22 protein-coding genes are annotated in these 24,035 nt (G+C 66.1%); 18 read left to right on the top strand and 4 right to left on the bottom strand.

What is annotated here, in order from left to right:
• Positions 1 to 326 precede the first annotated feature (326 nt).
• The 13 genes from eccB to ACFV46_RS09750 all read left to right on the top strand — a co-directional run bounded on the left by eccB (position 327) and on the right by ACFV46_RS09750 (position 14,420).
• On the top strand, positions 327 to 1,892 hold the full coding sequence (gene eccB / locus ACFV46_RS09810) for a type VII secretion protein EccB (protein ID WP_361927223.1): 1,566 nt from the start codon (positions 327 to 329) through the stop codon (positions 1,890 to 1,892).
• A gap of 239 nt (positions 1,893 to 2,131) precedes the next feature.
• Complete coding sequence (locus ACFV46_RS09805; RefSeq protein WP_055623214.1) at positions 2,132 to 2,443, top strand: WXG100 family type VII secretion target; 312 nt, start codon at positions 2,132 to 2,134, stop codon at positions 2,441 to 2,443.
• Positions 2,444 to 2,540: 97 nt separating this feature from the next.
• Positions 2,541 to 2,831 (top strand): WXG100 family type VII secretion target, encoded by a 291-nt coding sequence (locus ACFV46_RS09800; protein WP_361927226.1) that lies wholly within the window; start codon positions 2,541 to 2,543, stop codon positions 2,829 to 2,831.
• A gap of 209 nt (positions 2,832 to 3,040) precedes the next feature.
• Positions 3,041 to 4,315 carry a type VII secretion-associated serine protease mycosin gene (gene mycP, locus ACFV46_RS09795; protein WP_385497697.1) on the top strand — a complete coding sequence of 425 codons (1,275 nt, stop codon included), beginning with the start codon at positions 3,041 to 3,043 and terminating at the stop codon, positions 4,313 to 4,315.
• A 94-nt stretch (positions 4,316 to 4,409) separates the two neighbouring features.
• Complete coding sequence (locus ACFV46_RS09790; protein ID WP_361927230.1) at positions 4,410 to 4,760, top strand: hypothetical protein; 351 nt, start codon at positions 4,410 to 4,412, stop codon at positions 4,758 to 4,760.
• A 40-nt stretch (positions 4,761 to 4,800) separates the two neighbouring features.
• Positions 4,801 to 6,354 (top strand): hypothetical protein, encoded by a 1,554-nt coding sequence (locus ACFV46_RS09785; RefSeq protein WP_385497696.1) that lies wholly within the window; start codon positions 4,801 to 4,803, stop codon positions 6,352 to 6,354.
• 120 nt (positions 6,355 to 6,474) lie between these two features.
• Positions 6,475 to 7,755, top strand: a complete 1,281-nt coding sequence (mycP, locus tag ACFV46_RS09780) for a type VII secretion-associated serine protease mycosin (RefSeq protein ID WP_385497695.1) — start codon at positions 6,475 to 6,477, stop codon at positions 7,753 to 7,755.
• A gap of 232 nt (positions 7,756 to 7,987) precedes the next feature.
• Positions 7,988 to 8,356, top strand: a complete 369-nt coding sequence (locus tag ACFV46_RS09775; RefSeq protein ID WP_385497694.1) for a hypothetical protein — start codon at positions 7,988 to 7,990, stop codon at positions 8,354 to 8,356.
• Positions 8,353 to 9,522 carry a WXG100 family type VII secretion target gene (locus ACFV46_RS09770; protein ID WP_385497693.1) on the top strand — a complete coding sequence of 390 codons (1,170 nt, stop codon included), beginning with the start codon at positions 8,353 to 8,355 and terminating at the stop codon, positions 9,520 to 9,522. Before ACFV46_RS09775 ends, ACFV46_RS09770 begins: the two co-directional genes overlap by 4 nt.
• Positions 9,523 to 9,653: 131 nt before the next feature.
• Positions 9,654 to 10,868 (top strand): hypothetical protein, encoded by a 1,215-nt coding sequence (locus tag ACFV46_RS09765; RefSeq protein WP_385497692.1) that lies wholly within the window; start codon positions 9,654 to 9,656, stop codon positions 10,866 to 10,868.
• A gap of 878 nt (positions 10,869 to 11,746) precedes the next feature.
• Positions 11,747 to 12,466: a hypothetical protein gene (locus ACFV46_RS09760; RefSeq protein WP_376727318.1), complete on the top strand. Its 720-nt coding sequence runs from the start codon at positions 11,747 to 11,749 to the stop codon at positions 12,464 to 12,466.
• A 164-nt stretch (positions 12,467 to 12,630) separates the two neighbouring features.
• Complete coding sequence (locus tag ACFV46_RS09755; RefSeq protein WP_385497691.1) at positions 12,631 to 13,668, top strand: S8 family serine peptidase; 1,038 nt, start codon at positions 12,631 to 12,633, stop codon at positions 13,666 to 13,668.
• Positions 13,669 to 13,994: 326 nt separating this feature from the next.
• The gene (locus tag ACFV46_RS09750; RefSeq protein ID WP_385497690.1) at positions 13,995 to 14,420 is read left to right on the top strand and encodes a hypothetical protein; all 426 of its coding nucleotides are present in this window, start codon (positions 13,995 to 13,997) and stop codon (positions 14,418 to 14,420) included.
• 335 nt (positions 14,421 to 14,755) lie between these two features.
• Here ACFV46_RS09750 and ACFV46_RS09745 read toward each other — a convergent pair whose 3' ends face one another.
• Both ACFV46_RS09745 and ACFV46_RS09740 read right to left on the bottom strand, forming a co-directional pair.
• Positions 14,756 to 15,358 (bottom strand): hypothetical protein, encoded by a 603-nt coding sequence (locus ACFV46_RS09745; protein WP_385497689.1) that lies wholly within the window; start codon positions 15,356 to 15,358, stop codon positions 14,756 to 14,758.
• Positions 15,359 to 15,452: 94 nt separating this feature from the next.
• Positions 15,453 to 15,707 carry a hypothetical protein gene (locus ACFV46_RS09740; protein WP_385497687.1) on the bottom strand — a complete coding sequence of 85 codons (255 nt, stop codon included), beginning with the start codon at positions 15,705 to 15,707 and terminating at the stop codon, positions 15,453 to 15,455.
• A 415-nt stretch (positions 15,708 to 16,122) separates the two neighbouring features.
• Here ACFV46_RS09740 and ACFV46_RS09735 point away from each other — a divergent pair, with 415 nt between their 5' ends.
• From ACFV46_RS09735 to ACFV46_RS09715, 5 genes are all read left to right on the top strand, one after another.
• On the top strand, positions 16,123 to 16,491 hold the full coding sequence (locus ACFV46_RS09735) for a WXG100 family type VII secretion target (RefSeq protein WP_385497686.1): 369 nt from the start codon (positions 16,123 to 16,125) through the stop codon (positions 16,489 to 16,491).
• 20 nt (positions 16,492 to 16,511) lie between these two features.
• Positions 16,512 to 17,651, top strand: a complete 1,140-nt coding sequence (locus tag ACFV46_RS09730) for a PE-PGRS family protein (protein WP_385497685.1) — start codon at positions 16,512 to 16,514, stop codon at positions 17,649 to 17,651.
• A gap of 242 nt (positions 17,652 to 17,893) precedes the next feature.
• Positions 17,894 to 18,307: a hypothetical protein gene (locus ACFV46_RS09725; protein ID WP_385497684.1), complete on the top strand. Its 414-nt coding sequence runs from the start codon at positions 17,894 to 17,896 to the stop codon at positions 18,305 to 18,307.
• Positions 18,308 to 18,406: 99 nt separating this feature from the next.
• Entirely contained in the window at positions 18,407 to 19,525 is a 1,119-nt protein-coding gene (locus ACFV46_RS09720; protein ID WP_385497683.1) for a hypothetical protein, read from the top strand.
• Positions 19,526 to 19,604: 79 nt separating this feature from the next.
• On the top strand, positions 19,605 to 19,889 hold the full coding sequence (locus ACFV46_RS09715) for a hypothetical protein (RefSeq protein WP_361927263.1): 285 nt from the start codon (positions 19,605 to 19,607) through the stop codon (positions 19,887 to 19,889).
• Positions 19,890 to 19,928: 39 nt separating this feature from the next.
• Here the strand turns inward: ACFV46_RS09715 and ACFV46_RS09710 are convergent, their stop codons facing one another.
• Together ACFV46_RS09710 and ACFV46_RS09705 are read right to left on the bottom strand one after the other, a co-directional pair.
• Positions 19,929 to 21,959 (bottom strand): SUKH-4 family immunity protein, encoded by a 2,031-nt coding sequence (locus ACFV46_RS09710; RefSeq protein ID WP_385497682.1) that lies wholly within the window; start codon positions 21,957 to 21,959, stop codon positions 19,929 to 19,931.
• 107 nt (positions 21,960 to 22,066) lie between these two features.
• Entirely contained in the window at positions 22,067 to 24,031 is a 1,965-nt protein-coding gene (locus tag ACFV46_RS09705) for a toxin glutamine deamidase domain-containing protein (protein WP_385497680.1), read from the bottom strand.
• Positions 24,032 to 24,035 lie beyond the last annotated feature (4 nt).

Genomic DNA, 24,035 nt, shown 5'->3' with positions numbered 1-24,035 from the left:
AACCGCTGTCCCGGATCCCGGCGCCGGGCCAGGGGCTTCATCGGCCCACACCATCCATGCGGGTGGCTCACGGTACCCGCTGCGGCACCCCGGGCGACACAGGGGACACCCGGACCCACGGACGACACCCGGGCCCCGAACGGCCAGCCTGTCATGGTCCGCGCCCGCGTGGTGGAGGGCTGTGGGCAAGCTCTGTGAAGATGCCGGGGCCTGTCCACACCTGAGGGATCGTCGGCGGGCGGCGCAGGGCATAGTAGGTCCCTGCACGGCCGTCGCGGCCTCTTCGAGCGCGATCGAAGCATCACCGAACGGGAGATACGGGGACCATGGCAAAGCGTCGGGACGAGCTCGCCGCCTACACGTTCGCTCGCAAGCGCACCGTCGCGGCCTTCCTGGCGCCGTCGCCGGGCGGCTCGGAGGAAGGCGCCCCGCGGCCCGTGCGCACGGTGATGCCGAGCCTCGCCGTCGGAGTGGTCCTGGTCATCGGCTTCATCGCGTGGGGCGTGATCAAGCCCACCGCTCCCAAGGGCTGGGACACCCCCGGCGAGTACATCATCGTCGACAGCGACTCCACGACGCGGTACGTGGTCCTCGACCCCAACCCCAAGGACAGCAAGGTCGAGAAGGTCCTCCACCCGGTTCTCAACTACGCGTCCGCGAAGCTGCTGCTGGACAAGGGCAAGGGAAGCGTCCTCGAGGTCCCCGGCAAGGAGATCGACAAGAGCGGCATCCGGCACGGCGCGACCATCGGCATCCCGTACGCGCCCGACCGCCTCCCCTCCAAGGAGGACGCCGAGAAGACCAAGACCTGGGCGGTGTGCGAGCGTCCGGCGCCGGGCTCCAAGGCGGCCATCGACCGCGCGGTGTTCGTCTTCGACGACAGCGACGCCAAGTCCCTTGGGAACGCCGGGAAGGTGGACCCCCGCGAGGCCCTGTACGTCACCGACAGCAGGACCAAGGCCGAGTACCTGGTCGACAGCAAGGGGAACCGCTTCCTGCTCGGCGGGAAGTCCGGCCTCGACGAGACCTCGATGGAGCAGTTGCGGTCCGCCGTCATCGGCAGCAGCGCCACCACCGACCCGCAGCCGGTGAGCCAGGAATGGCTCAACACCCTCAACGACGGCGGGGACATCACCTTCCCCGTCGTGCCCGGCGCAGGCGGCCGGACCGCCGTCCAGGGGCTCCCCGCCGAGGCGGGCACGATCGGTCAGGTGCTGCGGGCCCGGGACGCCCAGGGCGAGCAGTTCTACATCGTCCTGAAGGACAAGGTCGCCGCCGTCTCGCCGTTCGTCGCAGCCCTGCTCGTGGCCCGCGACGAGAACGGCGCCCTGAAGGTCGACACCCGCGTCGTCATCGAGGCCAACGGCGGCCGCGCCGACCGCTTCTACGCCGACAGGGGCTGGCCCGAGATCGTTCCCCGGCAGGCCAACAGCGCCAACCCGACGACGGGTGCGGCGGCCAGGACGTCCTGCAGCGTCTACAAGGGCGCGTTCGGCGCCGACCGCAAGCCGAGCCTGGCGGCGTGGGCCGGGGCCGACTACCCCAAGAAGGTCATCACCGACTCGCTGAGCGCGTACGTCTCCTCCGGCTCCGGCCTGCTGTTCCAGGAGGTCGCCGGTACGGCCGCAGGCGGCGGTGCCACGTATCTGCTGACGGACACGGGCCTGCGGTACTCCCTGCCGAAGGGCAACGACAGCGAGGCGCAGAACCCGGCCGCGTCGACCGGCGGCGGCTCGTCCCAGGGCGAGGCGAGCGAGACGGACAAGGCCCGTACCCGGCTGGGTTACGAGGACCTCAACCAGCCCGCGGTCGTGCCGCAGACGTGGGCGACGTTCATCCCCAAGGGACCGACGCTCGACACGGCGGGCGCGGCGCAGCCGCAGAGCCAGTGACGCGGGACGGGGGCCGGACCTCCGGCCCCAACAACGTTTTCTGCCAAGGCATTTGAGGTAAGACGACGCACGGGTCACAGCTTCGTCGCCCATGTGTGTGAGGCGTGTAACTGATTGGCCTCGCCTGTGGATGAGTGACAGGCTGACGATAGAGTGTTTGCAGCGCTCAAGCGTGCGAAGCAGCTCCGGGCAACGGCTTCAGGTTTCCCGGACCAACGACGACATGGGGGAAGGTTCACATGGCCGGCCAGTTCCGGGTAACAGAGGACGAACTCACCAAGCTCTCCAGCGACATCAGCACCGCCAACGGTCAGCTGCAGGGCGAGATCCGCCGCCTCAACGGAGTGATCGACCAGATCGCGGGCGGCTGGAAGGGCCAGGCTGCCCAGTCCTACCGCCAGCTGCAGGAGCGCTGGAACGCGGACGCGAAGAAGATGAGCGACATCCTCAACGACATCAAGGAAGCCGTGGACTCCACGCGGAGCAACTACTCCGCGTCCGAGGAGCAGCAGAACTCCGAGATCAGCAAGATCATGTCGGACTTCGGCTGATCGAGCCGACCGGTTCGCGCGTCGTGCCGTCCACCGGCATGACCCGTCCGCTCCTCCCTCTTTCCAGCGACTTTCCTCCGAATCTTCCTGAAAGGGAATGACGATGTCGATCCTCGTCAATTACGCAACCATCACCAACGCGTCCACCGACGTGAAGTCGACGGCCGGCCGCATCAAGCAGCAGCTGGACGACCTCGAGGCCGCGGTCAAGCGTGTCGCCAACACCTGGGAAGGTGAGGCGCAGGAGGGTTACCAGCGCAAGCAGCGCGAGTGGGACCAGACCGCCGCCGACCTGCACTCCACCCTGCTGAAGATCTCCACCGCCCTGCAGAGCGCCGCCGAGAACTACCAGGCCACGGAGAAGAGCAACGCCTCCACCTGGAGCTGAGCCAGCCGGCGAGCCGGGGGACATCGGATGAAGAGATTCGGCCCAGCCGACGCCATGGCGTCCGCTGGGCCGACCTCTGCTCCGGGGTCGTTCACACCGCCTTCCGGACCGCACACGGTAAATCCGCCGAATCTTCACATCGGCCGACGGCGCGGCGTACGCGCCGGCGGCCGGGACACCGTCGACAAGGAAGCCCTGGGGGCCTGGACATGAGGGGCCTGAACGTGGAGGGCCACAAGGCCGGTTCGCGTAGCCGCACGAGTGGCCGCACGAGTGGAACCCGCGCTCTGAAGCGGGTCCTCGGCGTGCTCGCGGTGACGGGTGTCTGCGTCACCGCGACGCCGTTCGCCCCGACGGCGGCCGCGTCCGACGGCGGCCCGGACTTCGGTCTGACGGCCAGCACCGAGTGCGTGTTCGGTGGCGACGTCATCAAGTCCACGCCCTGGTCGCTCCAGCGGATCCTCCTGGACCAGCTGTGGGAGCACTCCACCGGCAAGGGCGTCAAGGTCGCGGTGATCGACACGGGCGTGGACAAGCGGAACCGTCAGCTTACGGCGGCGGTGACCGGCGGCAAGAGCTACGTCGACGGCTCCGCCGCCCGGGACATCGAGGGTCACGGGACACGCGTGGCGGGCATCATCGCCGCCCGCCCGCTGAAGGGCACCGGCTTCGTGGGCCTCGCCCCCGACGCCGACATCCTGTCCTTCCGCTACACGGGCGGCCAGGAGAAGCAGGGCAACTCCCGCACGATGTCCCAGGCGATCGACGCCGCGGTCGCCGCCGGGGCCGACGTCATCAACATCTCCTCGGACACCGCGAACAGGCAGGACAACGGCCAACTGCGCACCAGCGTCGCCGCCGCCGTGCGGAAGGGCGCCCTGATCGTCGCGGCCGCCGGCAACGACGGAGCGGACGGCAAGTTCGCCGACACCTACCCGGCCGCGTACGACGGCGTCCTGGCGGTCGGCGCCTCCGACCGCAACGACGAGCGGGCCTTCTTCTCACAGTCCGGCGACTTCGTGGACGTGGCCGCACCCGGCGTCGGCATGGTCTCCACCGTCCCGGGCGGCGGCCAGTGCACCGCGGACGGCACAAGCTTCGCGGCGCCGTACGTCGCCGGTGTGGCGGCCCTGCTGAAGGAGAAGCACCCGGAGTGGAAGGCGGCCCAGATCGCCACCCGCATCGAGGAGACGGCCCAGCGCCCGGGCCGCGGCCCCAACGGCTTCATCGGCTGGGGCGTCGTCGACCCGGTGGCCGCCCTCTCGGACGACTCGACCCCGGGCACCACCCCGGAACCGGACCCACCGGTGAAGGCGGGGTCTGGCGGTGTCGTCCCGATGGCTGTGACGATGGGGGAGACCGAGGCAGAACGTGAACGCCGCACCGCCGTCTACGTATTGGGCACAGGAGTGGCCCTGGCCCTGGTGATCGCGGGCAGCGGCGTAGCCGTCCGGGACTGGCGCACCCGACGGACCGGGCGATGAGCAGCCGGACGGGGGCGCCGGAGCAGACGGCGGGCGACGAGCAGGCATCCGGGGATGCCGAGGACTTGGACAACAGGGGAGAGGACAACGGGGTATGAGTAACGGAATGCGGGTCGATCTCAGCGCGCTGGACGAGGTCATCCGAAAGCTGTGGCGGTTGCTGGACGACATGGACAAGGCCGGCACCACGTCGAAGTACAGCACTGAAATCCCGATGGATGCCTTCGGTCAGTCTTGCTTCTTCACCGAAGCTCGAGACCTGCATGGGGCTCAGGGCGAGATGAAGGCCAAGATCGAGCAGATGATCAAGAAGCTTCACGAGCTCATCGACGACTTCAGTACGAAGACCTCGAAGGTCCGAGACAAGTACAACGACGAAGAGCACGAGATCAAGCGGAGCGTGGGGGACAACTCGGGTAGCCCCGCGAAGGGGAAACTCGCGTAGTAGTCGGGTCCAGGCAGATCAGTAACGAGGGGAGCGGACCATGGCCGATGCAGCAGGAGATTACCGGGCAAGCCAGCAGTACGCTGAAGCGCAGGCCAAACAGAGGCAGGAAGAACAGAAGAAAGAACACGACCGCCTTCTTGAGTCGGACAAGGTCGCGCAGAATGGTGGTGGGATTGACCGTTCGTCCTTCAAGACGGACTTCATCTCCTACTCGATCAACGGCCTGCGCCAGATGATCCTCGACTCCCAGCCGGGCAAGGTGGCGGAGGCGGGAAGCCACTGGAAGTCGGTTCACAATGTCCTGTCCGGCGGGGACGGCGACGGCAAGTCCGGTGGTGTGGACCAGGTGTCCTCCAAGGACAGCGTCGCCGGCATGCTGCAGACAGCTGTCGACAACGTTCTTGAGCACTGGGAAGGTGAGGCTGCCCAGGCATTCAAGCGTCGGGCTGACGAAATCGCCGTCCAGATCCGGAACGGCGCCGCGCACGCCAACTTCACTGCTGAGCAGCTGTTCGCGATCAGCAAGGACCTTGATGCCGCCAAGACCAAGATGGAGGACATCAAGGAGCCTTCTCTTGCTGAGCGCGCCGGCGACAAGCTCAACGACAACGGCCGCGATGACGCTCAGATGAAGAAGGACTTGGCTGCGGGCGTGAGCGCAAGCACTGTCGCCGACGCCAACGAGAAGAGCCTGTCGCTTCAGATGGAACGACGGCTCCAGGCTGTGGCGGTCATGGAGGAGCTGGCGGCCAACTACCAGGTTTATACAAAAAACCTCAAAAGCGGCGGACGCTACAACGAGAAGGATCCTGTCTCTCCTCCGAACATGGACGTGAGCATGCCTCCTCCGATCTCGGTGCCAAGCGGCACTGCTGGTAGCCCGAAGCCGGGTGCTATGACCAACAAGCCGTGGAGCGCCGGCTCGACTGCCAGCATCAAGCCTGCTCCTGCCGTGCCGCGTGACCAGGGAGTTACGGGGGGCACACAGCTACCGACTGCCAGGACAAAGGTCGACAGCATTTCTCCGGGCCTTACCGGTACAGGTCCTAGCACGGGAAGTGGCGGGATCGGCGCCGGTGGCGGTGGCGGTGGCGCTGGTGGAGCGCAGGGCCCGGGGATCGTGGCCCCTGGTGGCACATCTGGGTTGGGGCGCGGCAGTGCTGGAAGAGCTGGCATTGGGATGGCTGGCGGTCGTGGCGGCTTGACCGGCGGCGGCGCGGGAACTGGTCGAGGTGCCGGAGGCCGTGCGGGTATGGGCGGCATGGGCGGTGCGGGCACCGGTGCGGCTGGTAGGGGTGGTGCTGGCGCCGGAGGCCGTGGAGCCCTCGCGAAGGCCCGCGGCGGTGTTATTGGAGCGGCCAAGGGTCCCAGTGGTAAAGGGGCCGGCGGCGGCGCAGGTTTGCATGGGAGTCGAGGCGGGTCCCAGCGTGGCGCCATGGCGGGCGGAGCCGGCGGCCTTGGCGGCCGAAGCGGTCGACGCTCCGAGGACGAGAACAACAGGGGTGACCGTCCCGACTACTTGGTCGAGGATGAAGAGACCTGGATCTCCGAAGAAGATCGTAACCGCAACGTGCCGCGGACCATCGAGTAAGCATGTAGGAGGGCCGGACGACTTGTCGTTCGGTCACGCATGGGGCTCATGAGCCCCAGCCATCGGCGAGTGAGGAGCAAGGAATTGGGTTTCAAGCGTGTCTGGTCCGCGACTGGGGTCGTGGCATTGACAGGAGCCTTGCTCCTCGCGTCCGCTCCTATTGCTTCGGCGGATTACGTTCGAGACAAACAATGGGTTATCGACGTCATCGACTTCCAGAAGGTATGGTCCGAGTCTCAGGGGCAGGGAGTTACCGTCGCGGTCGTGGATACGGGGGTAGATAAAGACCACCCCGACCTGGTCGGCCAAGTCCTAGAAGGTAAAGATGTCACCGCAGGCGGCGGAAATGCCCACAATGATACCGCCGGTCACGGTACTGGGATGGCCAGCATTATTGCCGGTCGCGGGCATGGAGAAAACAACTCAGCAGGCGTGATCGGGTTGGCGCCTAAGGCCAAAATCCTCCCGATTAAGGCCGCCGAGAGCGACGATTTCGACGATGACGAATGGGCGAAAGGCGTCCGATTTGCCGTTGATCAGGGTGCAGACGTAATCAATCTGTCTTTCGGTGATTCCCTCGCAACGCCAGGCTCAGAGGGTGCTAAGGCAATCGCCTATGCACAGCATCATGACGTTGTTGTTGTCGCCGCCACCGGAAATGAAGGGAATGCGGAACTTTCGTATCCGTCTAAGCTGCCAGGGGTAGTTGCCGTCGGCGCAGTCGATGAGTCTCTGGAACATTGGGCAGACTCGAATACTGGGCCAGGAGTAACGCTTGCAGCCCCTGGAGTGAGCATCATCGAGGCTGACTCCACGGAGGCCAGTGGCTACGCACAAGGGACAGGCACGTCAGATGCTGCCGCCTACGTGTCAGCGACGGCTGCGCTGGTCCGATCCAAGTACCCTGACCTCACCGCAGGCCAAGTCATCAACAGGATGGTCAAGTCGGCTACTTTCCTTGACCAAGATGTCAAGAAGAGGCCTGACGAGGAGCTCGGTTACGGCATCATCCGCCCGTACAAGGCGTTGACTATGGATATTCCAAAGGGGCCGAAGCAGGGCCCCCTGGCTCAAGCCGCCCCATCCACGTCCACCAATTCTGGTGCCGCTTCCGATGGTGGCCCTACGAATCAGGCCGCAAAGAACGAGAAGGAGTCCTCGTCGGGGAGTGCCTACCTCATTGCCGGCATTGCAGGCGCCGTGATCGTCATCGGCATCCTCGTCGCGGTAGTGCGCAGCCGCCGCAACGGCGGTAGCGGTGGCTCCGGCCCCAGTGGTGGAACACCTGTTCAGGGCACGGGTTACCCGCCCCAGCCTCCTATGGGTCACCAGCAGTACGGCGCGCCGGGTTCGCAGCAGCCGAACCCCTACTCCCAACAACCTCCTCATCAGGGGCAGTAGGCAGGGAGTCTCCATCGTGAGCGGTGGCAACTGAGACGCACCCGGTCATCCAACGGGTGCGCGTTCAATTTGACGCCAGCGCAAGTGGATCCCCTTGGAACGCGCCATCCTTCTGGAAGCGGCCTGATATCCACGCTCTAAATAGTCACACCCGTGACTTGACAGTAATAAGTGAAGTGCAGTGAGTTAGTCGAAGACGCCGCGCAGTGAGGTGGCGTGCGCCATATAGAAGATGGGCAGGCCGCCTAGGAACCGGGGGAAGAAAGTGGCAGACGATGCGTCGTACTTCGCCGATGGTGTAGGTAGGAGCCTCGGTAAGAAGTTCGAACTCCAAGCATACGACCTGCGTGCCTACCTCAAGAAATTCGAACAGGAAACGGACGAAGAGGCAATCTCTGACGGGTTTGGGTTGCTCACGGAATCGGACGAGGTCCGGAACGCGTACATCGAGTACTCAACCACCGCGGCCGCTGCTATGAAAGCCGTACATGACCACCTGGACGCAATCGCCGATGCGCTGAGGAAGGTCAACAGAAACACCGAAGTGACCGATGAAGATGTGGCTGTGCTCTTCGGTAAGGGCGCTGGGGGAGATCGGTGAGTGGGAACGAGTCGGGTGCTGAGGAGCTCGTAGAGCTGGGGCTCGAGATCGTCAATCCCGGCGGTCGACCTGACGAACTGAGGCAAGCTGCCAAGGCCTGGCGGCAGTTGAAGGCGGATGTGGCGGGTCCGGAAGGCCTCCTCAAGGCTCTGGACAGAAATGTCGAAGACACCGTCGGTCACACGTGGCGTGGCGAAGCAGCGGAGGCATTCCGTAAGCACTGGCTCGAGTTCAAAGCTGCTGTCGAAGACGGAGTCGAAGAATACGATGACATCGCCAAGCAGCTCGATGAAGTGGCCGATGAAATCGAGACCGTCAACGACGAGATCCACGCGATCTATGCAGAAATCGGTGTCTCGATCGGCGTCGGCGTCGCGTTGTCATTTGTGAGCTTTGGTGTCGCGGGCGGTGCAGCCGCGGCGAACGTCACGCGACTCGCCGCTCAGGCGGTTCGTATCTCGGCTCGCCTTGGCGCTTTGCTCAGGCGCATCGCGGCTGCGATCCGCGCGTACCAACAAGCCGGCAAGGCAACCAAACTGGTTGCGGGGTTCTTCGTCAACTGGGCTGGAAACACTGGTGGCACGCTGCTCGGTGCCGGCCTCTCCGGCCAGGACATCGACGGGGCCAAGATGTGGGAAGCAACATGGCAGGGAGGGCTTGCCGCTGCTGCCGGTACCCCTGCCGGCGCCGCAGCAGCGGGCAAGGCCGCCAAGGTCATGGATGGCATGGCCACACCGCCGAGTGCACTGACCAAGAGCGTTGCCGAGAACGTCGCGGGTGGAGTCGTCGGCAACGTGGCCGGCGGCCTGGCTGTGGACGGGCATACAGCCCTCACGACGAATGAAGACCCTGAGTGGGGTAAGAACGCTCTAGTCAATGCCGTAGGTGGCGCAATTGGCGGAGGAGCCGTTGGTGGCGCCGGCCACTACCGGGACAGCATCCCCGTTGCGGAGGGTTGGGACACGTCGCGCTACGGAGGGCGTGGCGACAATCCCGACTTCGCCATCGAGGTACCCGCCGGTGGCGTGGGTGCCGGGTTGGCAGGCGCAGGCGGCGAGCTGACCGGGGGCGACGACCAGGAGGGCACCGCTAAGGGCAGCGGCGAGGACGCACCGAAGACGGCTTTCGGTCGCAAGCAGCGCAGCCTCGAGGAAGACTTCGGATGATGAGGACGAGGTTCAGCGCCGTGGCCCGCTGTATGGCTCTGCTGGGCCTGAGTCTTGCCGCTGCGGTTGCCGTCGTACTGATACAGCCCGCCACTCGGCCTCCGCGATGGGACCTCTTGTCCTGCCTTGTAGTGGCGGCGATCGCTGCCGGCGTAGGAGTTCTTCTCATACGTCGCAGCGCCTCCGACAGTCGGGAGACGGCAGGCAGGCACTGGTGGGTCGAGCAGCGCAATGGCTGGGTCGGATTTGCCGCCTGGTCCTGGGGGGCACTGGCATTCTTCGTGGCGTACGCCGCGCTGTCTCCCACGCCCGCGGCCTGGGAAATCGTTGACGCCGACTCCGCGATGCGAACGACCGAAATCGAGAAGGTCGTGTCCTCGAAGTACGTGAGCAGCCAGCGCACGGGCCACTACACCTCCACCGTGTTGGTGTCCGTGCCCTTCGACCAAGGACCGCGGATCACTGAAGTGGCGCTGACCTCGGGGGACAAGCCGACTCCGGGTGAAGAGGTGTGGGTACTCTTCGCCCCCTCGGCACCCGAACTGGGTGTGTTCGTCGGAGACCGGCAGTCGCTTGAGGAGGAGATTGGCGGGCGCGCAGATCTGTGGACTGTGTTCGTAGTCGTCGGGTGGTTGGCGCTCTGCTGGTTCATGAACCTGTTCGGCCGCTGGCGGTCAGATCCCGTGGCTGGTCTACACCGAACACGGCAGCAGGGCACGCTGCACGAGCTCCCGGTCGTCGTTGCAGGTGTGCAGGTGGCAATCGATGAGCGCCCAGCTTCGGCGTCGAGCAGGAAGCACCTGAAGCCTCGTATTCGCATGACGAGCACGGGATTCGGCGAGCTGTACTTCTACCTCGATGACATCGTCGACCCAGTCTCCTTGGCGCAGCAGCTCGTGGGCGTTCGTGGCCAGGTCTTTTGGCGACCGCCTACGCGGCAGCTCCCTTACGCGGATTCGGTCGGCTACGCCGTGGTGATTCTGGACGAACAGCGCTACCTCTGGGGATGGCTCGAGTCACCGGATGCTTCCGTCCCCCTTCCGGGAGACGCGCTCGTCCCGTCAGACCGAGAGCTGCCCATCGCTGGAGAGTCACGAGCCATACGTCCCAATTCCCGAGTAGTGGCGCACGCCAACTCGGCCATTCTCCAGAGCTTCTTGGTCGCGCTCGTGCCCCTGGCGGTGATCACGTTCGGTGTCAGTGACGTGGCGGCTGTAGCTCTCGCCGTCGCCTCCGGTCTTGCGGTGGTGGCAGGACGAAGGCGAGCGGCGCGTCTGGTGAAGCGGCACTTGGAGGGTCTCGAACCGGACTGCGACCTCGGTATGGGTGTCAGGCTTCGTGCGTGACCGTGGCCTGCCCGTGTGGGCCCGGCCTTCGGCACGGAGCAATGGTGCCGAGTCGAAAATCAACCTGAGTACAAGAAGGGACTACTCGATAGTGGGCGCCATTGTCCTCATCGCAGTCGTAGGAGCCGTGATCGCCGCAGTCGTGGTGTACGCCACAACACGCAATCGCCGGCCCGATTCCAGGCCGGGAGGTGCTCCCGGAATCTCACAGCAGCCGATGGGCTATGCGCCCCAGCATCGGATCTACCCACCTGCTCAGCAGCCGTACCCGCAGACCTCCAACCAGGGGTACGTCTCTCCTCCCGGGCAAGCCCCCCAGCATTCGAATCCTTATGCTCAGCTACCCCCACATCCGGGCCAGGCGCCGGGGCAGTAAACCCCTTCGCAGCCTGGCGGACTTCAACCTTCCGCCGTGGGGCGGCGATTGACGCAGCGGCAACCTAGGGCGACCGCCGTGGGGTGGGTTATGCCTTGCGGCTGCGAAGGTCATAAACTGTCAGATGATTCACGGGGGCGCCGGAGGGTGCAGCGAGTGGCCTGAGTCGGCCCTGCTGCTACCCGGGACGCGGGTCTGTTGGGATGCGGTCGCGTCTGGTGAGGCCGCACAACCCGGGGTGCTCCCTCGCAGATTGACCTGTGAGAGGGAACCGATGTCTTATCCCACGCCTCCAGGAGGCGGCAATCCGTACGGGCAGCCACCCTCACAGAACGGTTGGCAGCAGCAATGGCAGGGTTCGATCCCCGCGCCGCTCGCACCACCAGGGGCGCCGCCGACTGGGTTTCCGGCTCAACCGGGGCCGTCTCCCTATGGCCCTTCCGGGAACACTGGGCACGGAGCATCGGTGCGTCCGCCCAGTCGGGGAGGCAACGGCCGAAGGGTGACGGGGGCTCTGCTCACCGCGTTCGGGGTGCTCGGCATGGTGGGTGGCGGAGCGCTGGCGGCTCACGCGTACAGCAACAGCCAGCAAGACGTACCCAATGCCGAGGCGTACGGCCCGGTCCTGTGGCGCAACGAATCGGCTGAGAGGCTCTTCCCGGCCTCGGTCGGGGATCCGCCCAACAGCCAGTATGAAGTGTCCGACAAGAGTGTGGCTCAGTGGCGCCGGATGGGTATCTCCGAGGACACGGAGTGTTCCAAGGGCCTCAGCGGGGAGACCAGGAAGACTGCACAGCAGCTTGGATGCAAGGCCGTGGTGCGGGCCACATACGTCGATCTGACCGGCGAAATGGTCGCTACCGTAGCGATCGTCGTCCTTCCCGAGTCCGCTACTGCCGCTCAGGAAATGGGCGAGTATCTCCAGGATCAGTCGGGCGAGGAGTATCCCGATGGCGCCGTGATTCCGTTCAAGGTGCCGGGGACGCTCGCAGCGAAGTGGAAGGAGGACAGACGTAACGGCATGGGCGGCGTCGGACTGGGAGCAAATCTCCCTTATGCCATCGCCGTCACTACCGGCGCGGTCGATGGCCGCGTTTCGGGAAATCTGCCTGATGAGTTCGGCGAGTACGGCGCGGACGTCGAAGACAGACGACCCTGGATGAATGCGGCGGAGGCGCTGAGCAAGGCATTCCACGTACACATCACGCGCCTGGAGAGGTAAGACCAGTGAAGTTCCAGACTCTAAACTCAACTTGCGGGGCCTTGGTCCTCACCGGTCTGCTCAGCGCTCTCGCTGCTACGCCGGCACAAGCAGCCACCCCCATCGGATGGGAGGGAGCAGCGCTCGGGCTGTCGGCCGCTCAGAAGCGCAGCCAGGGTGAGGGAGTGACGGTTGCCGTTCTCGACACTGGTGTCGAGGTGGATCATCCTGCACTCAAAGGCCGTGTGACGACGGGACCTGACTTCCGCAAGGACGGCCTGCAGCCGGGCAATCCGAAATGGGGCCGGCATGGGACTGCTATGGCATCGGATGTCCTCAAGGTGGCTCCGAAGGCGCAGATCCTCTCTGTACGGGTCATCGACGACGAGGTCAACGAGGAACTCGATCGGAAGGAGTTTGAGGAGCTGCGGCAGCGCGGCGAGAGCCCGGTCGCTCAGGGCATCCGGTACGCGGTCGAGCACGGGGCGGATGTGATCTCCATGTCTCTCGGTGATGACGACATGCTCAGTTCCTACGACAAGGGCGAGGCCGCCGCCGTTGCCTATGCCGCACGGAAAGGGGTGACTGTCCTCGCTTCGGCCGGCAACTCGGGCGACGTACTCAATGGAGGCTCCTATCCTGCCGGTTATGCGGGCGTGATCTCGGTGGCGGCCGTAAGGCCGGGCGGCGAGCGTGCCGACTTCTCGACCGTGCATACGTACAACGATGTGGCCGCACCCGGCGTCGACATCGCCAGTGCCAGCAACACCGGAGGCTATCGGTCGGTCGACGGCACATCGCCCGCATGTGCGCTGGCGGCGGGCGTCGTGGCGCTCATGCACGCTGAGAATCCGAAGCTCTCGCCTGCGCAGGCGAACGACGTACTTATCGCCACCACCCATCGTCCTCCTGGTGGTGGTAACGCCATGCTGGGCTACGGATTGATCAATGCCGATGCGGCAGTGAAGGCGGCTGCAGCGCCGCCCAAGGACAGGACGGGGGCCGTTGCCTACAACGGCAACGAGCACCTGGCTGCTCCGGACGGCACTCCCAAGACTACGCACCCTGAGCTGGAGCAGGGATTGCGGATGACGGGTTTGGTCGCCGCGGTCGCGGGATTGGTCTCCTTGATCGGTGGCGTATTCCTCGCGCGCTCCGGACGACGCAATGATCAGGCAGGTACGACCCACATGATGCCGCCGCAGGGTTCCTACCCGAGCTGAGCCCTGACGCTTCATTGCGAGGGCCCCTGGGAAGACTTGAGGTGTCGTCACCAGTAGCGCAGGAGCCCCGCGGGTTCCCCGAGATCTTCGTGTGGATGCGATGCCCTCAAGTACCCCCAGGAGCACGGGGGTCAGCAGGTTCCACTCGAATCCATGCCCGCTCTCCGGGATGGAACAACAACGCGAACCCGAATCGAGGAGTGCGCCCGCTTTGATACGCACACTTGCCTCCCCCCCCCCGTCGTCGAGCGGCCGGCTTGCGATGACTGATGAAATGGTCGCGGTGTCGGCCCCGCCGCCTCCAGGATCCGGACAAAAAGGAAGTCATGAGCGGGGAATTCGATGTTGAAGGCGACGCCTTGTTGCAGGTGGGGCAGGCGGAATTCGTTCGTGACACGGTTGAGCGGGCGAGGGCGTCGGTGCCGGCGGGTGAGGTGCTGCGCGCTGATCAGGTGATCAATCTGGCCGTGCGCGCGCCTTCGCCCGGCTACCTCCGTCGCCCGCGGGTTCTCGCGTCCGAAGGGCGTGCGCTCGGAAGCTGGTTGCTGATTCCGTTCGCCTGGCTCCTGCGCATGGTCACGGCCTCCCTGAGCCCGTTCGAGCGGTTAACCGAAGCGTTCACGGAGCGGGAGGAGAGGAAGCCGGGCAAGCCGTTCCACGGCGGCTGGAACATCATGGCAGGGCATCCGGCCCGCGCCTGGTCCCTCGGACGAAGAACCCGGCGAACCCCGCGCTCGTGGCCACGCTGGTGACCGACCGCCGTATGCACATCGTGTACGTGTCCCGCGTGCTCTCCCTCACCGGCCGGCTGGCCGGGCTCGGTCGAGGCGGGGTGGGGCACGAACATCCGCAATGTGGCCTGGATCCGGGACCGCGGCGATGTGGTGTGCGGTGACCACGAGATCGGCTTCGTCGATGGGTCGTGGTGCTCGGCCCACCTCTCGGGCCAGGGCTGGAGCCGGGTGCCGGACGCGTTTACGCTGCGGCTCAGCCACCTCGAGGCGGTTCTGCGTCCCTGCCTGGTGGGCCGCCCGTTCCGAATGGCCGCACGCGGCGTTCGTCTCATGAGGCGGCGCCGGGGCCCGCGTCACGCGAAGAACATCACCAGGAAGCTGAGCGCGACGCCGATCACGCCGACCGCGATCAGCGTGACGAACGTGTTGAGCAGGCCGTGTCCCATCGCCTGCTTGGCCCGGTTGAAGTCGGACGCGCCGCCGAAGGCGAAGCCTGTGGCGGTGGACAGGAGGCCGAGGGCGAGCGGGATCAGGGCGCCGAACCACCACGCGCAGCCGACCGCGATCGAGCCGACCCAGCCGCTGTCCTGCTGGTACGACGTCTCACCGGTCTTCAGGGCCTCGATGACCTCGCCCCGCTGGTGCAGCGAGTCGCTGCGCAGCTCGGCGTTGAGGTCCTTGACGGAGCCGTCGTTCGCCGTGAACGTGCCGTAGCACCATCTGGTCTTGGTGCGCTTGCGCGAACTGCTGGACGAACTGCTGCGGTGCTTGTAGTCGACCGTGCAGGTCTCGACCGTCAGCTTGCCGGGGGTGGACGTGGCGTACGCGTACGGCCCGAGGTAGGCGCCCAGGGCCAGGAGGACCACGCTCACCAGGACCAGGCCGACGCCGATCAGCCGGCCGGGGCCGCCCGCGCTCGATCCCGACGAGGTGGAGCTCGCTTGTGCTTGTGCCATGGGGGCGCTCCTCACGGTGGGGTTACGGGAGTGGTCAGGGGGGTCGTCAACGGCGAGAGCCCTTGTGTGGGGGAGGCGGCCCCGGACTTGTGCCTCACAGGGCGAACGCGCAGATCAGTGCCGCCAGGACGCCCAGGCCGAAGAGGCCGCCCAGGAGGGGGCCCGTGACGGTGGCGGCCGGCAGGCGGCGCCAGGAGGCCGCGAAGCCGAGGCCGTTGCGGGCGCCGAAGCCGGTCAGCAGGCAGTAGACGCCCGCGGCCAGCAGGGAGAGGCAGAGTGCGACCACGGCCGCGTCGTCCCCGGCATCGCGGTCCTGGGGGAGTTCGAACGTGTCGTCTACCTGTATCACGGGGATCTTCGAACCTGTCTCGAAACGCGATGAAGTGTCCACTTCCACGTCTTCGTAAGAAAGGTCACTCTGCTGCGCGGTCCAGGTTCCGGCGCAGTCGAACCGGAGTTCGGTGGAACGCCGGTGCGAGCCGCCGTAACGGGTCTTCGTGTGTGCCTCGCATGAAGATACCGTGAGGGTTCCCTCGGTTCCTTCTCCAGCGAGTTCACTGCGCAGTTCCGGAATCGCCACCGCGGCTATCACGATGGCCGCGAGGAGTGCTCCGAGCCCTATGAGCCGTCCCGTCCAGAGGCTGGCTGAGCTGGGATGATGCGGCGGCGACGTCACCACTTGGGGGTCCTTTGGTCAACTTGACGATCTCTTGACCCATCGACTTTCGGGGTCGTGCGCGAGGAGTCTAAGCTACCGGCCTGTCATGCAATATGACGTGCTGGACCGGGAGTTCGGGGGAGATGCGATGACGTTCGGCGGATTTGACGTGGATACGGCCGTGCTGCGACGGCAGGGCCAGAATTTCACCGACCTCGGAGGCGATTTCGCCAAGGCGTCCAAACAACTGGCAAGTGCTCTGGAAGGGCTTGGTGAGCCCTGGTCAGACGCCGATTTCGGAGATGTCTTCGGTGAGATCTACACGCCGATCCGGGACGGAATCCTCGCCTCGCTGGACAGCCTCGCCGAGCGGATGCAGCAGATCGGGCACACACTTCAGGACAACGCCCGTACGTACGACGCCTCCGATACGTCGAACAGCGGGCTGTTGAGCGGCATCGCCGGTCAACTCTGAGTGGCGCGGGGGTACTTCACATGTCGCTCACTCTGCCCGACGAGCTGGCCTGGGTGCTGGACCTGCTCGGTTACAGCTGGCCCGAGGCCGACGAGGAGGCGCTCCACCAGGTCGCCGAGACCTGGCGTGGCTTCGGAGCCCAACTCGAGAAGATCGAGGCGCAGGGCGAAGGCTTCGCCCGCACGGTCGTCGCCGCCAACGTCGGCTCCGCCATCGAGGGGTTCAGCAAGGACTGGGGCGCCTACACCGGCGCGAACGGCGAGGACCGGTATCTCCCCGACGCGAAGCTCGCGTGCGAGGTGATCGCCCTCGCCTTCGACGCGGCCGCGATCGCCGTCCTCACGGCCAAACTGTCCGTCATCGCCCAGCTCATCGCCCTGGCCATCGAGATCATCGCGGCGCAGGCCGCGGCGCCCTTCACCTTCGGGCTGTCCGAACTCGGGGCGATGGGCGCGACGCAGGCCACCCGGCTGATCGTCCGCGAGCTGCTCGACCGCCTGAAGAAGGAGATCCTGGAGGCCGCCGCGAAGGCCATGGAGCACGCCACCGTGGACGCCTTGAAGAAGGCCGCCAAGCGGGTCGTCAAGGACCAGGTCAAGCAGATCGTCCAGGAGAAGGTCGTCGACGCCGCCAAGGAGAAGGCCCGCGAGGCCGCCGTCGGCATGGCCCAGAACGTCGGCCAGCAGAGCATCGAGGCCTACTTCGACGCCCGCTCCGGCATCGACGTCGGGGAGACCGTCGACGTCGCCAAGAAGGCGGGCGGTGAGTACCTGGACGGCCTCAAGGCGGAGGTCACGGGAGGAGAGGGCTCGTCGGCCGCCGGTTACCTCGATCCGAACACGTACATCGACCGCGGCACGGAGGCGGTCACGGGCGCGGCCGGCGACCGCGTGCAGCGGGGAGTCGACGCGCTGAGCGGGCATGGCGGGGCGGACGGGCAGGATGCCACGGGTGGGGAGCAGGCGTCCGGTGACTCGACTCCGGCCACCGCTTCGACCCCGGCCTCCGGCTCCTACGCCGGTTCAACCGCCGACTCGCCCGCCGTACCCGCGGCGGCCGGTGCACCCGCGGGTGCGGCGTCCGTGGCAGGCTCCCGCCCCTCCCGTCCTCCGGCCGCGTCGGGGGCCGGGGACGACTGGGCTCGGAACGAGTTCGGGTGAGCCGGCACCGGAGATACGCGGGCATATCGGGCCCGCTCGCATCCTTCGCGTTGGCTCACCGTGAGTGAGCGCGTTCATAGGGATACGCGGAGACGCCGACTGGGAGCTCCAAGCCGCACGCGGCGAACTGGAGTTGGAGCGAGCGACTGATATGGCCCGCGGAACGTGTGTTGAAGCGTTCGCAGATGCGTTGGTAGGTTCACGCCGGTCGAGACCCGCCGACCCTCCTGATGAGGTTTCCCTTGGACAGCGCCGAGAGCAGTTCCGACAAACGCGTCGACGACTCCGAGTTTCTGGAGATGACCCAGCAGGACCCCGCCCACGCCAGGATCCTGCGGCAGTCCCTGGAACATCTCGCCTCGGGACTGGGCGGTCCGGCCCTCAAGGAGATGGCCCAGGAGGTCCTCTCCGGGCGCATGGGGCTGCGCGAGGCCGCCAACGTCTCCGCGTACGCGGAGGAGGCCGTGCAGCGGTCGGCGCCGCTGGCGGAGAAGTGGGCCGCCATGTCCGACAGCGAGCGCGAGGCCCTCGCGGCGGAGGGAGAACGCCGACTGGAGGACGAACGCCGCAAGCTCGAGGAGGAGCGGCGCGCCGAGCCGGAGAACCGTTCCAGCGCCAAGCGGCGTCACGACGGGCGTGGTTGGTCCCTGTACTAGATGCGACTGGCTGGTTCCTGTACCGAGCGGTGGCCGGCCCCGTACTGAGCGGCTGTACGCGGCTCTGGTCCCGGCAATGGGGGAGAAGTGAACTTTCGGGTGGAACCCGGTGCGATCGACGGCTTCTCGAAGCTCGTCGGCCGTGCCGCGGACGGCGGCGCCCAGGCGGTCTCGTTCGTCGGCAACAACGCGAAGATCGACAAGTCGGTCGGTGGAATGGCCTGGGACCTCGTCGCAGGTGAGCACGACCGGTACGTCAGCGAGGCCAAGAAGGCGCTGGAGAAGGTCAAGAGCCTGTTGGAGGCGTCCGAGAAGGAGCTGACCGGCACGGCGAAGTACTACAGGGCGACCGACACGGACGAGGCGGCCAAGCTCGACGCCACCTACCCGGGTTCCAAGGTCTCGGGCGGGGACTCCGGCGGCGATCCGCACGACTTCTCCGACGCCAGCGACGCGGTGGACCTGCTGAAGGCACCCGGGGATCCCAGCAATCCCCTCGTCAAATACGCGTCCGGGCACGCGGACGAATACCAGATGAGCCCGGTGCAGAAGACGCTGGGCAGCGTTCTTGACCTGGGCAGCCCCTCGGCGATGGCCGTGGAGGCGTCCAAGCTGCTCTTCGACTTCGACCCCTTCGCCGAAGTGACGAACTGGGTGTTCGGGGACTGGAACGGGTACAACGACTGCTCCGACGTCTGGGGCAGTCTCGCGTCCTTCTGCGACGCGCTCGCCGCCAACGTGCGCAAGGGCACCCAGAACGTCGGTCTGACCTGGGACGGCAACGCCGCGAATGCGGCGACCGTGTACTTCGACGAGTTCACCAAGAAGCTCGAGGAGATCAAGGAGACGTTCACGTCCCTGCAGCGCTGTTATGCGCAGGCGGCGCAGATGGCGTTCCAGTTCGCGGAGTTCCTGAAGTCGTTCCTGGTGATGTTCTGCGACCTGCTCGTCATCTGGCTGGTCAACCTGCTCGCGGCGCAGGCCGTCAACGTCATCCCGGTCGGCGGACAGGTCGCTTCGGCGGCGATGTTCGCGCTGGCCGCGGCGGAGGCCATCCGGCTCATGCAGCTGTGGGCCGAGGCGTCGAAGGCGTTCGACACGTTCGCGTCGGCGCTGAGTGCGCTTGGTCTGGTCATGTCGACGGCCGTGAACGGGTTCGCGGCCGCGGACGGATTCCCGCAGGTGGGAACCGGCGGCTACGACCACGCGGCCGTCTAGAACAATGGCTGACTGCTGACTGCTGACTGCTGACTGCTGACTGCTGACTGCGCACTTCTGACGGAACTGGACGGACGGGATGAGTTTCTTCAACGGCGCCGGGGGCCTCGATCTCTTCCTCGGGCGTGCCCGGATCATGAGTGCCTGTCTGGTTCCTGTGAGCCTGGCACTCATGTTCTTCTTCATCCGCGAAGAGGGTTGGCGCTTCAGCCTGCTGCTGTGCTGCATCCTGCCGCCGATCGGCGCCTACCTGGCCTTCCGGGGCAACCGGGAGATCCGGGCGGGGCTGGCGGCGATCGGCTTGCTCCTCGCTGTGGGTGCCTTGCCGTTGGCGTTCGGGCTGGCGGTGCTCGAGGGGGCGTGAGGCGGGGTCTCGTGCCGTGCCGGGCCACACGCCTCCCCGTCAGTCGTTGTAGAGGGCGTAGGTCCAGATCTGGGCTCGGGAGCCGGCGTTGTCGATGATCCAGATGGCGTCTTCGATGTGCTGCCGGAAGAGGTGTTCCTCGTCGCGGTTCTCGATGGTGTTGAGAATGCGGCGGCCGGTGATCCACCAGGTGACCATGGCGAGGAAGCGGTCGAGATTCGTGGCGACGAGGTAGCCGTCGAGGCCGCTTTCGTCGGTGCTGCGGGGCATGCGCAGGATGTGGCCGGTGGGGCCGTCGATGACGATCTCGGCGCCTGACCAGAGGCCGATCTGGAAGAACGGGCCGGTTTCCGCCGGCGGTTCGATGTCTTTGGTCCAGGGCAGCTCGAACAGGAACTTGTCGTAGTCGGGTTCCAGCCGGATGCCCTTCTCCTGCATGACGGGGAGCCCGATCTCGGTGAGGACGCGGCGGGCCGTCTCATCGGCCAGCCCTGGCGGCAGGGACTCGAGCGGAGTGCACAAGACGCTGGCGTCGGGGAAGAGTTGTGGCAGGTCGGCTGCGGTCGTGCCGGAGGCGTCCCTGAGGAGGGTGGGGCTCGCTGCGGTTTTGGTGCCCAGGAGCGGTGGTCCGGGCAGCGGTGCGGGGTCGGTGCCTTGGACGGCGAAGAGTCCACCGGGTCCGGCGAGTACGGTCAGTTGGCCGGTGCGCAGGAGAGCGCCGAGGAAGAAGAAGTCTGGTCCTTCTTGGGTGTCGTCATGGGCGAGGAGCTGCTGCCTGCTGGTAGGCCGGGCCCGGCCTGTTTCCATCGGCCACGTGAGTGCGCTGGTGACTTCGTCGGGAAGCTCGCCGTAGTAGGGCCCTGCTACCAGGCGGCCAGTTTCGGCGTCATACACACGGATGCTGTCGTCGTCCCCCTGGGTGGCGATGGCGGGGCGGTCGTGCCAGCGCACGTCCAACAGTGAGGAGACGGGGCCTGGTTCGAGGTAGCTGGGGTCGTATCCGCCGGGGGGACGCCAGTGGGTCCAGCGCACCTTCCAGGGGAGTTGGACGCCCGATCGTTCGATGGAGGCGCACAGGGCGGTGTCGTTGCGGGCCGTCGCCATCAGGTGCAGCCACGCCGCCCACTCGCCCTGTTCAGCAGGTGTCACCCCGTACATGTGCAGGTAGACGGCGTCGGCGGCGGCATTGGTGTCGGGGACGGAGCCGTCGTGGGCGCAGTGCGCCGCATCCAGGAGGGCGGACTGCGGGAGGTTGGCCAGGATCTCGCCGGCACGCAGCAGCGTGTCGAACTCGCCGGCCTGTACGGCATGCATCGCCAGACCGTGTGCGGCGTATCGGCCGAGGGGGCCGGAGGCGGCCCAACCGTCCGGATGACGGAGCCGCGAGGCCAGCCCACGCAGCCAGGCGACCATGTGGCTGTTCACCCGCTGGCTCAACTCCGCCGGCGTGTCCCGGCGCAGGGCTTCAGCGACCGCCTCATCGATGAAGGAAACCTCCTCGCCGGTCACGGTCAGCACATCGGAGAATCGATGGGTCAGACCGCGCAGGGCCGTGTCGTCGACTTCCTCGGCTCCCGCCGCTCGGGCCAGCTCGGACCACGCCTCCCAGGGCACTCGCCGCGGCTCCGACAAAGCCAGCGCACGAATTTGTGGGGACCGCGAAGCCGCCGGGACCGGGTCTGGTGTGCTGTCGTCCAGGCAGAGCGACAGGTGATGGCGTGTCAGCACCCCGCCGGCAGATGGGAGCGTGTCAACCACAGTGCTCACTCCGGCGAGCGCGAGGCGTTCCACCGGATGCTCCCGGACAAGAGTCGGCTGAGCGGAGCGCCGCGTGAGTCCCGCGCGGCCTGCGTGAGTGATGAGTACCAGCTTGCCGTCCCTGTGCTGGCGGACAGCTCGGCGCCAGGCATCGGACTGCGCCGAGTCATCAGGTACCCCAATGGCCCTAAGCGCACTTCGGAATACGGCTTCCAGATCCGCTTCAGTAGCGTCGACCAGCACGCTGTCGGGGATCTGCCGGTGCACTTCCTCCAGAACTGCCGCACCGCCGAAGTTGCCGACAACGTCCACACGCTTCTTCTCCGGGGAGCCGTCACCCCACCACTGACGTAGCCGGACTATCAGCTGGCTTGGAGTGAAGCGTTCGGGGGGCGGGGGTGGAACGGACATGGGGCTCCCTACTCCGACGGACCTATGTGCAGCATAGCCTTGGCCCAAACCGATCCGATGACCTTGAGATGGTCTTCCATCTCGTTCCGCATATCATTTTCCCTATCTGTGCGGATCTTCTTTACCCTGGTGGCTATCTGTTGCTCGGTGAGCCCACTCTTTTCTTGCTGTTCCTTTAGCTTCGCACGCGCTGCGTCGCGCAAGGCAACGCCGTCGGGATCGGTCCGGTATGTAGTGCTGTAATACACGGGTGCCTTTCCGTCTTTCAAATCAGGGTGTGTGCGGAGCCGTGTCGAGCAGTCAGCGTGACCCTGTCCGGAGCCGCAAGGCTCACGCTCGGTATATAGGCCTGCTAGGCGGTATTTCGCTCCACCTGGGCCGGAATTAGTCCGGTCGAACCAGTCGAGGAGATGTTTTTCAGAGTGCCGAGGAGTGACGCCGGTTGGATCTGCCGGAACCGATGAGTCGACGACGAACGTGCTGTTCCCGTCATTGTCCACCATCTCGATCACGGCATAATTTTTGCCGGAGAAATCTGGCTTGTGGGCGCCCATGGCGTCGATCAGTTTGTTGACATCGGCGTTGCTGGGATTGGCCTTTTTTGCTCCAGTTAGTCTGTGGTGTAGTTCGCTTATATTCTTTTTTGTCTCGGCGTCGTTGCGATATTCCTTCGGGAACTTTGCGTTGGCTTCATCTCGAGACTCCGCGCTTCGAGCCCTTTCGTTCTCGGCGGCCGCATCGGGCGTACCGTTGGCACGCTTGGAGTCCGCATAGGGGCGACCGTCCCTGTCGTGCTCGGGGTTGTGCCCCACTCCCTGGCTCTCGTGGTACCCGAGACTGAGGCGAGCGAGTGAGGCGACGACCGCGTAGCGCTGTCCGTCGTTCATCTGACGGAAGTCGTCGCCCAAAGCGTCTTCCAACTCCTGGCGCGTGAAGGCGGTTGGCGGAAGGTTCGTGTCGCCGTTCTCTCGCGCCTGGTTGTATGCGTCCATACGGGCCGCGGCGCTCTGGAGTAGGGGAGTCAGACGACCTTCGTCGGCCCAGTTCCTCAGGCTGTCGTGTACCGGGTCCAGCCCGATGCGGTACACCTTCAGGCCACGAGGTGCATCCGGGTCGTATGCCTGGTGCGTGTCCTGAGCGTCACTTTGATAATTGCGCACATCTTGCTGGGCCGAGTCGGGAGCCAGGTTACTGCGCTCCTGCGTCCGATCCTCCGGATTGGGCAACGACTTGTTGCGTTCCTCCCGAGTGGGGTCGTCGGGCGGGTTCTGGTCGTTCTTCGTCGGATCCGTACCTGCAGGCTCCTCAGGGGCACGCCGGTCAGTTTCTGCAGGTGTCGTCGGCGCATCTCGGTCAGGGCGGGTGGTCCCGTCGGGTTGGGAGTGGTCACGCCCTGGCGCACGGTCCGGCGTGGCCGGCTGGCGGTTCGAGTCCAGGGGGATGGCGAAGACGCCGTGGTCGCCGCTGTGCAGCGGGTTCCGGCTCTGCTGGCCCGTCTGGGCGTCGATGTAGGTGATCTTGCCGTTGTGGTTGACGGCGTTCCAGGCGTGGGCGCGGCCGTTGGCGTCCTGGGTGATGATGACGGCCTGGGAGCCGTGGCCGCTGTCGCGGAGGGTGTTCTCCAAGCGGTTGAAGGCGTCGCGTCCGTTGCCCATGTCGTTGAAGCGGGCGCCGAGCGTGTTCTCGATGCGGTCGCGGCCGCCCCTCTCACCGCGGTCCGACGGGTTGCCGTCCGCGTCCAGGTCGGGGGTACGGGCGCCGGCGGCCGTCGGGTTGCCCGCGTACGTGTCGACCGTGGACAGGGCCGTGTCGACACAGTTGTTGCTCCGGCCCGGTGCGTCCGGGCCCTCGCCGTTGATGCGCTGCACCCACGGGCCGTCCGCCGGGTCCGGCGGCCGGGTCGGGTCGCCGTTCTCGTCTCGGGGGACCGAGTTCTCCAGGGCGTCCTGTTCGGCCCGGCTGGGGTCGGTCACGCCA

This window comes from Streptomyces sp. NPDC059852 (assembly GCF_042731455.1).
Taxonomy (GTDB): Bacteria; Actinomycetota; Actinomycetes; order Streptomycetales; family Streptomycetaceae; genus Streptomyces.
The sequence above is the reverse complement of the archived record's forward strand: the minus strand, read 5'-3'. Positions and strand labels throughout refer to the sequence as shown.

What these genes read in the sequence shown, in the direction of transcription:
- eccB (WP_361927223.1), top strand. Translation starts at nt 327, where the DNA reads ATGGCAAAGCGTCGGGACGAGCTCGCCGCCTACACGTTCGCTCGCAAG.
- ACFV46_RS09805 (WP_055623214.1), top strand. Translation starts at nt 2,132, where the DNA reads ATGGCCGGCCAGTTCCGGGTAACAGAGGACGAACTCACCAAGCTCTCC.
- ACFV46_RS09800 (WP_361927226.1), top strand. Translation starts at nt 2,541, where the DNA reads ATGACGATGTCGATCCTCGTCAATTACGCAACCATCACCAACGCGTCC.
- mycP (WP_385497697.1), top strand. Translation starts at nt 3,041, where the DNA reads ATGAGGGGCCTGAACGTGGAGGGCCACAAGGCCGGTTCGCGTAGCCGC.
- ACFV46_RS09790 (WP_361927230.1), top strand. Translation starts at nt 4,410, where the DNA reads ATGAGTAACGGAATGCGGGTCGATCTCAGCGCGCTGGACGAGGTCATC.
- ACFV46_RS09785 (WP_385497696.1), top strand. Translation starts at nt 4,801, where the DNA reads ATGGCCGATGCAGCAGGAGATTACCGGGCAAGCCAGCAGTACGCTGAA.
- ACFV46_RS09775 (WP_385497694.1), top strand. Translation starts at nt 7,988, where the DNA reads ATGGGCAGGCCGCCTAGGAACCGGGGGAAGAAAGTGGCAGACGATGCG.
- ACFV46_RS09750 (WP_385497690.1), top strand. Translation starts at nt 13,995, where the DNA reads ATGAGCGGGGAATTCGATGTTGAAGGCGACGCCTTGTTGCAGGTGGGG.
- ACFV46_RS09745 (WP_385497689.1), bottom strand. Translation starts at nt 15,358, where the DNA reads ATGGCACAAGCACAAGCGAGCTCCACCTCGTCGGGATCGAGCGCGGGC.
- ACFV46_RS09735 (WP_385497686.1), top strand. Translation starts at nt 16,123, where the DNA reads ATGCAATATGACGTGCTGGACCGGGAGTTCGGGGGAGATGCGATGACG.
- ACFV46_RS09730 (WP_385497685.1), top strand. Translation starts at nt 16,512, where the DNA reads ATGTCGCTCACTCTGCCCGACGAGCTGGCCTGGGTGCTGGACCTGCTC.
- ACFV46_RS09715 (WP_361927263.1), top strand. Translation starts at nt 19,605, where the DNA reads ATGAGTTTCTTCAACGGCGCCGGGGGCCTCGATCTCTTCCTCGGGCGT.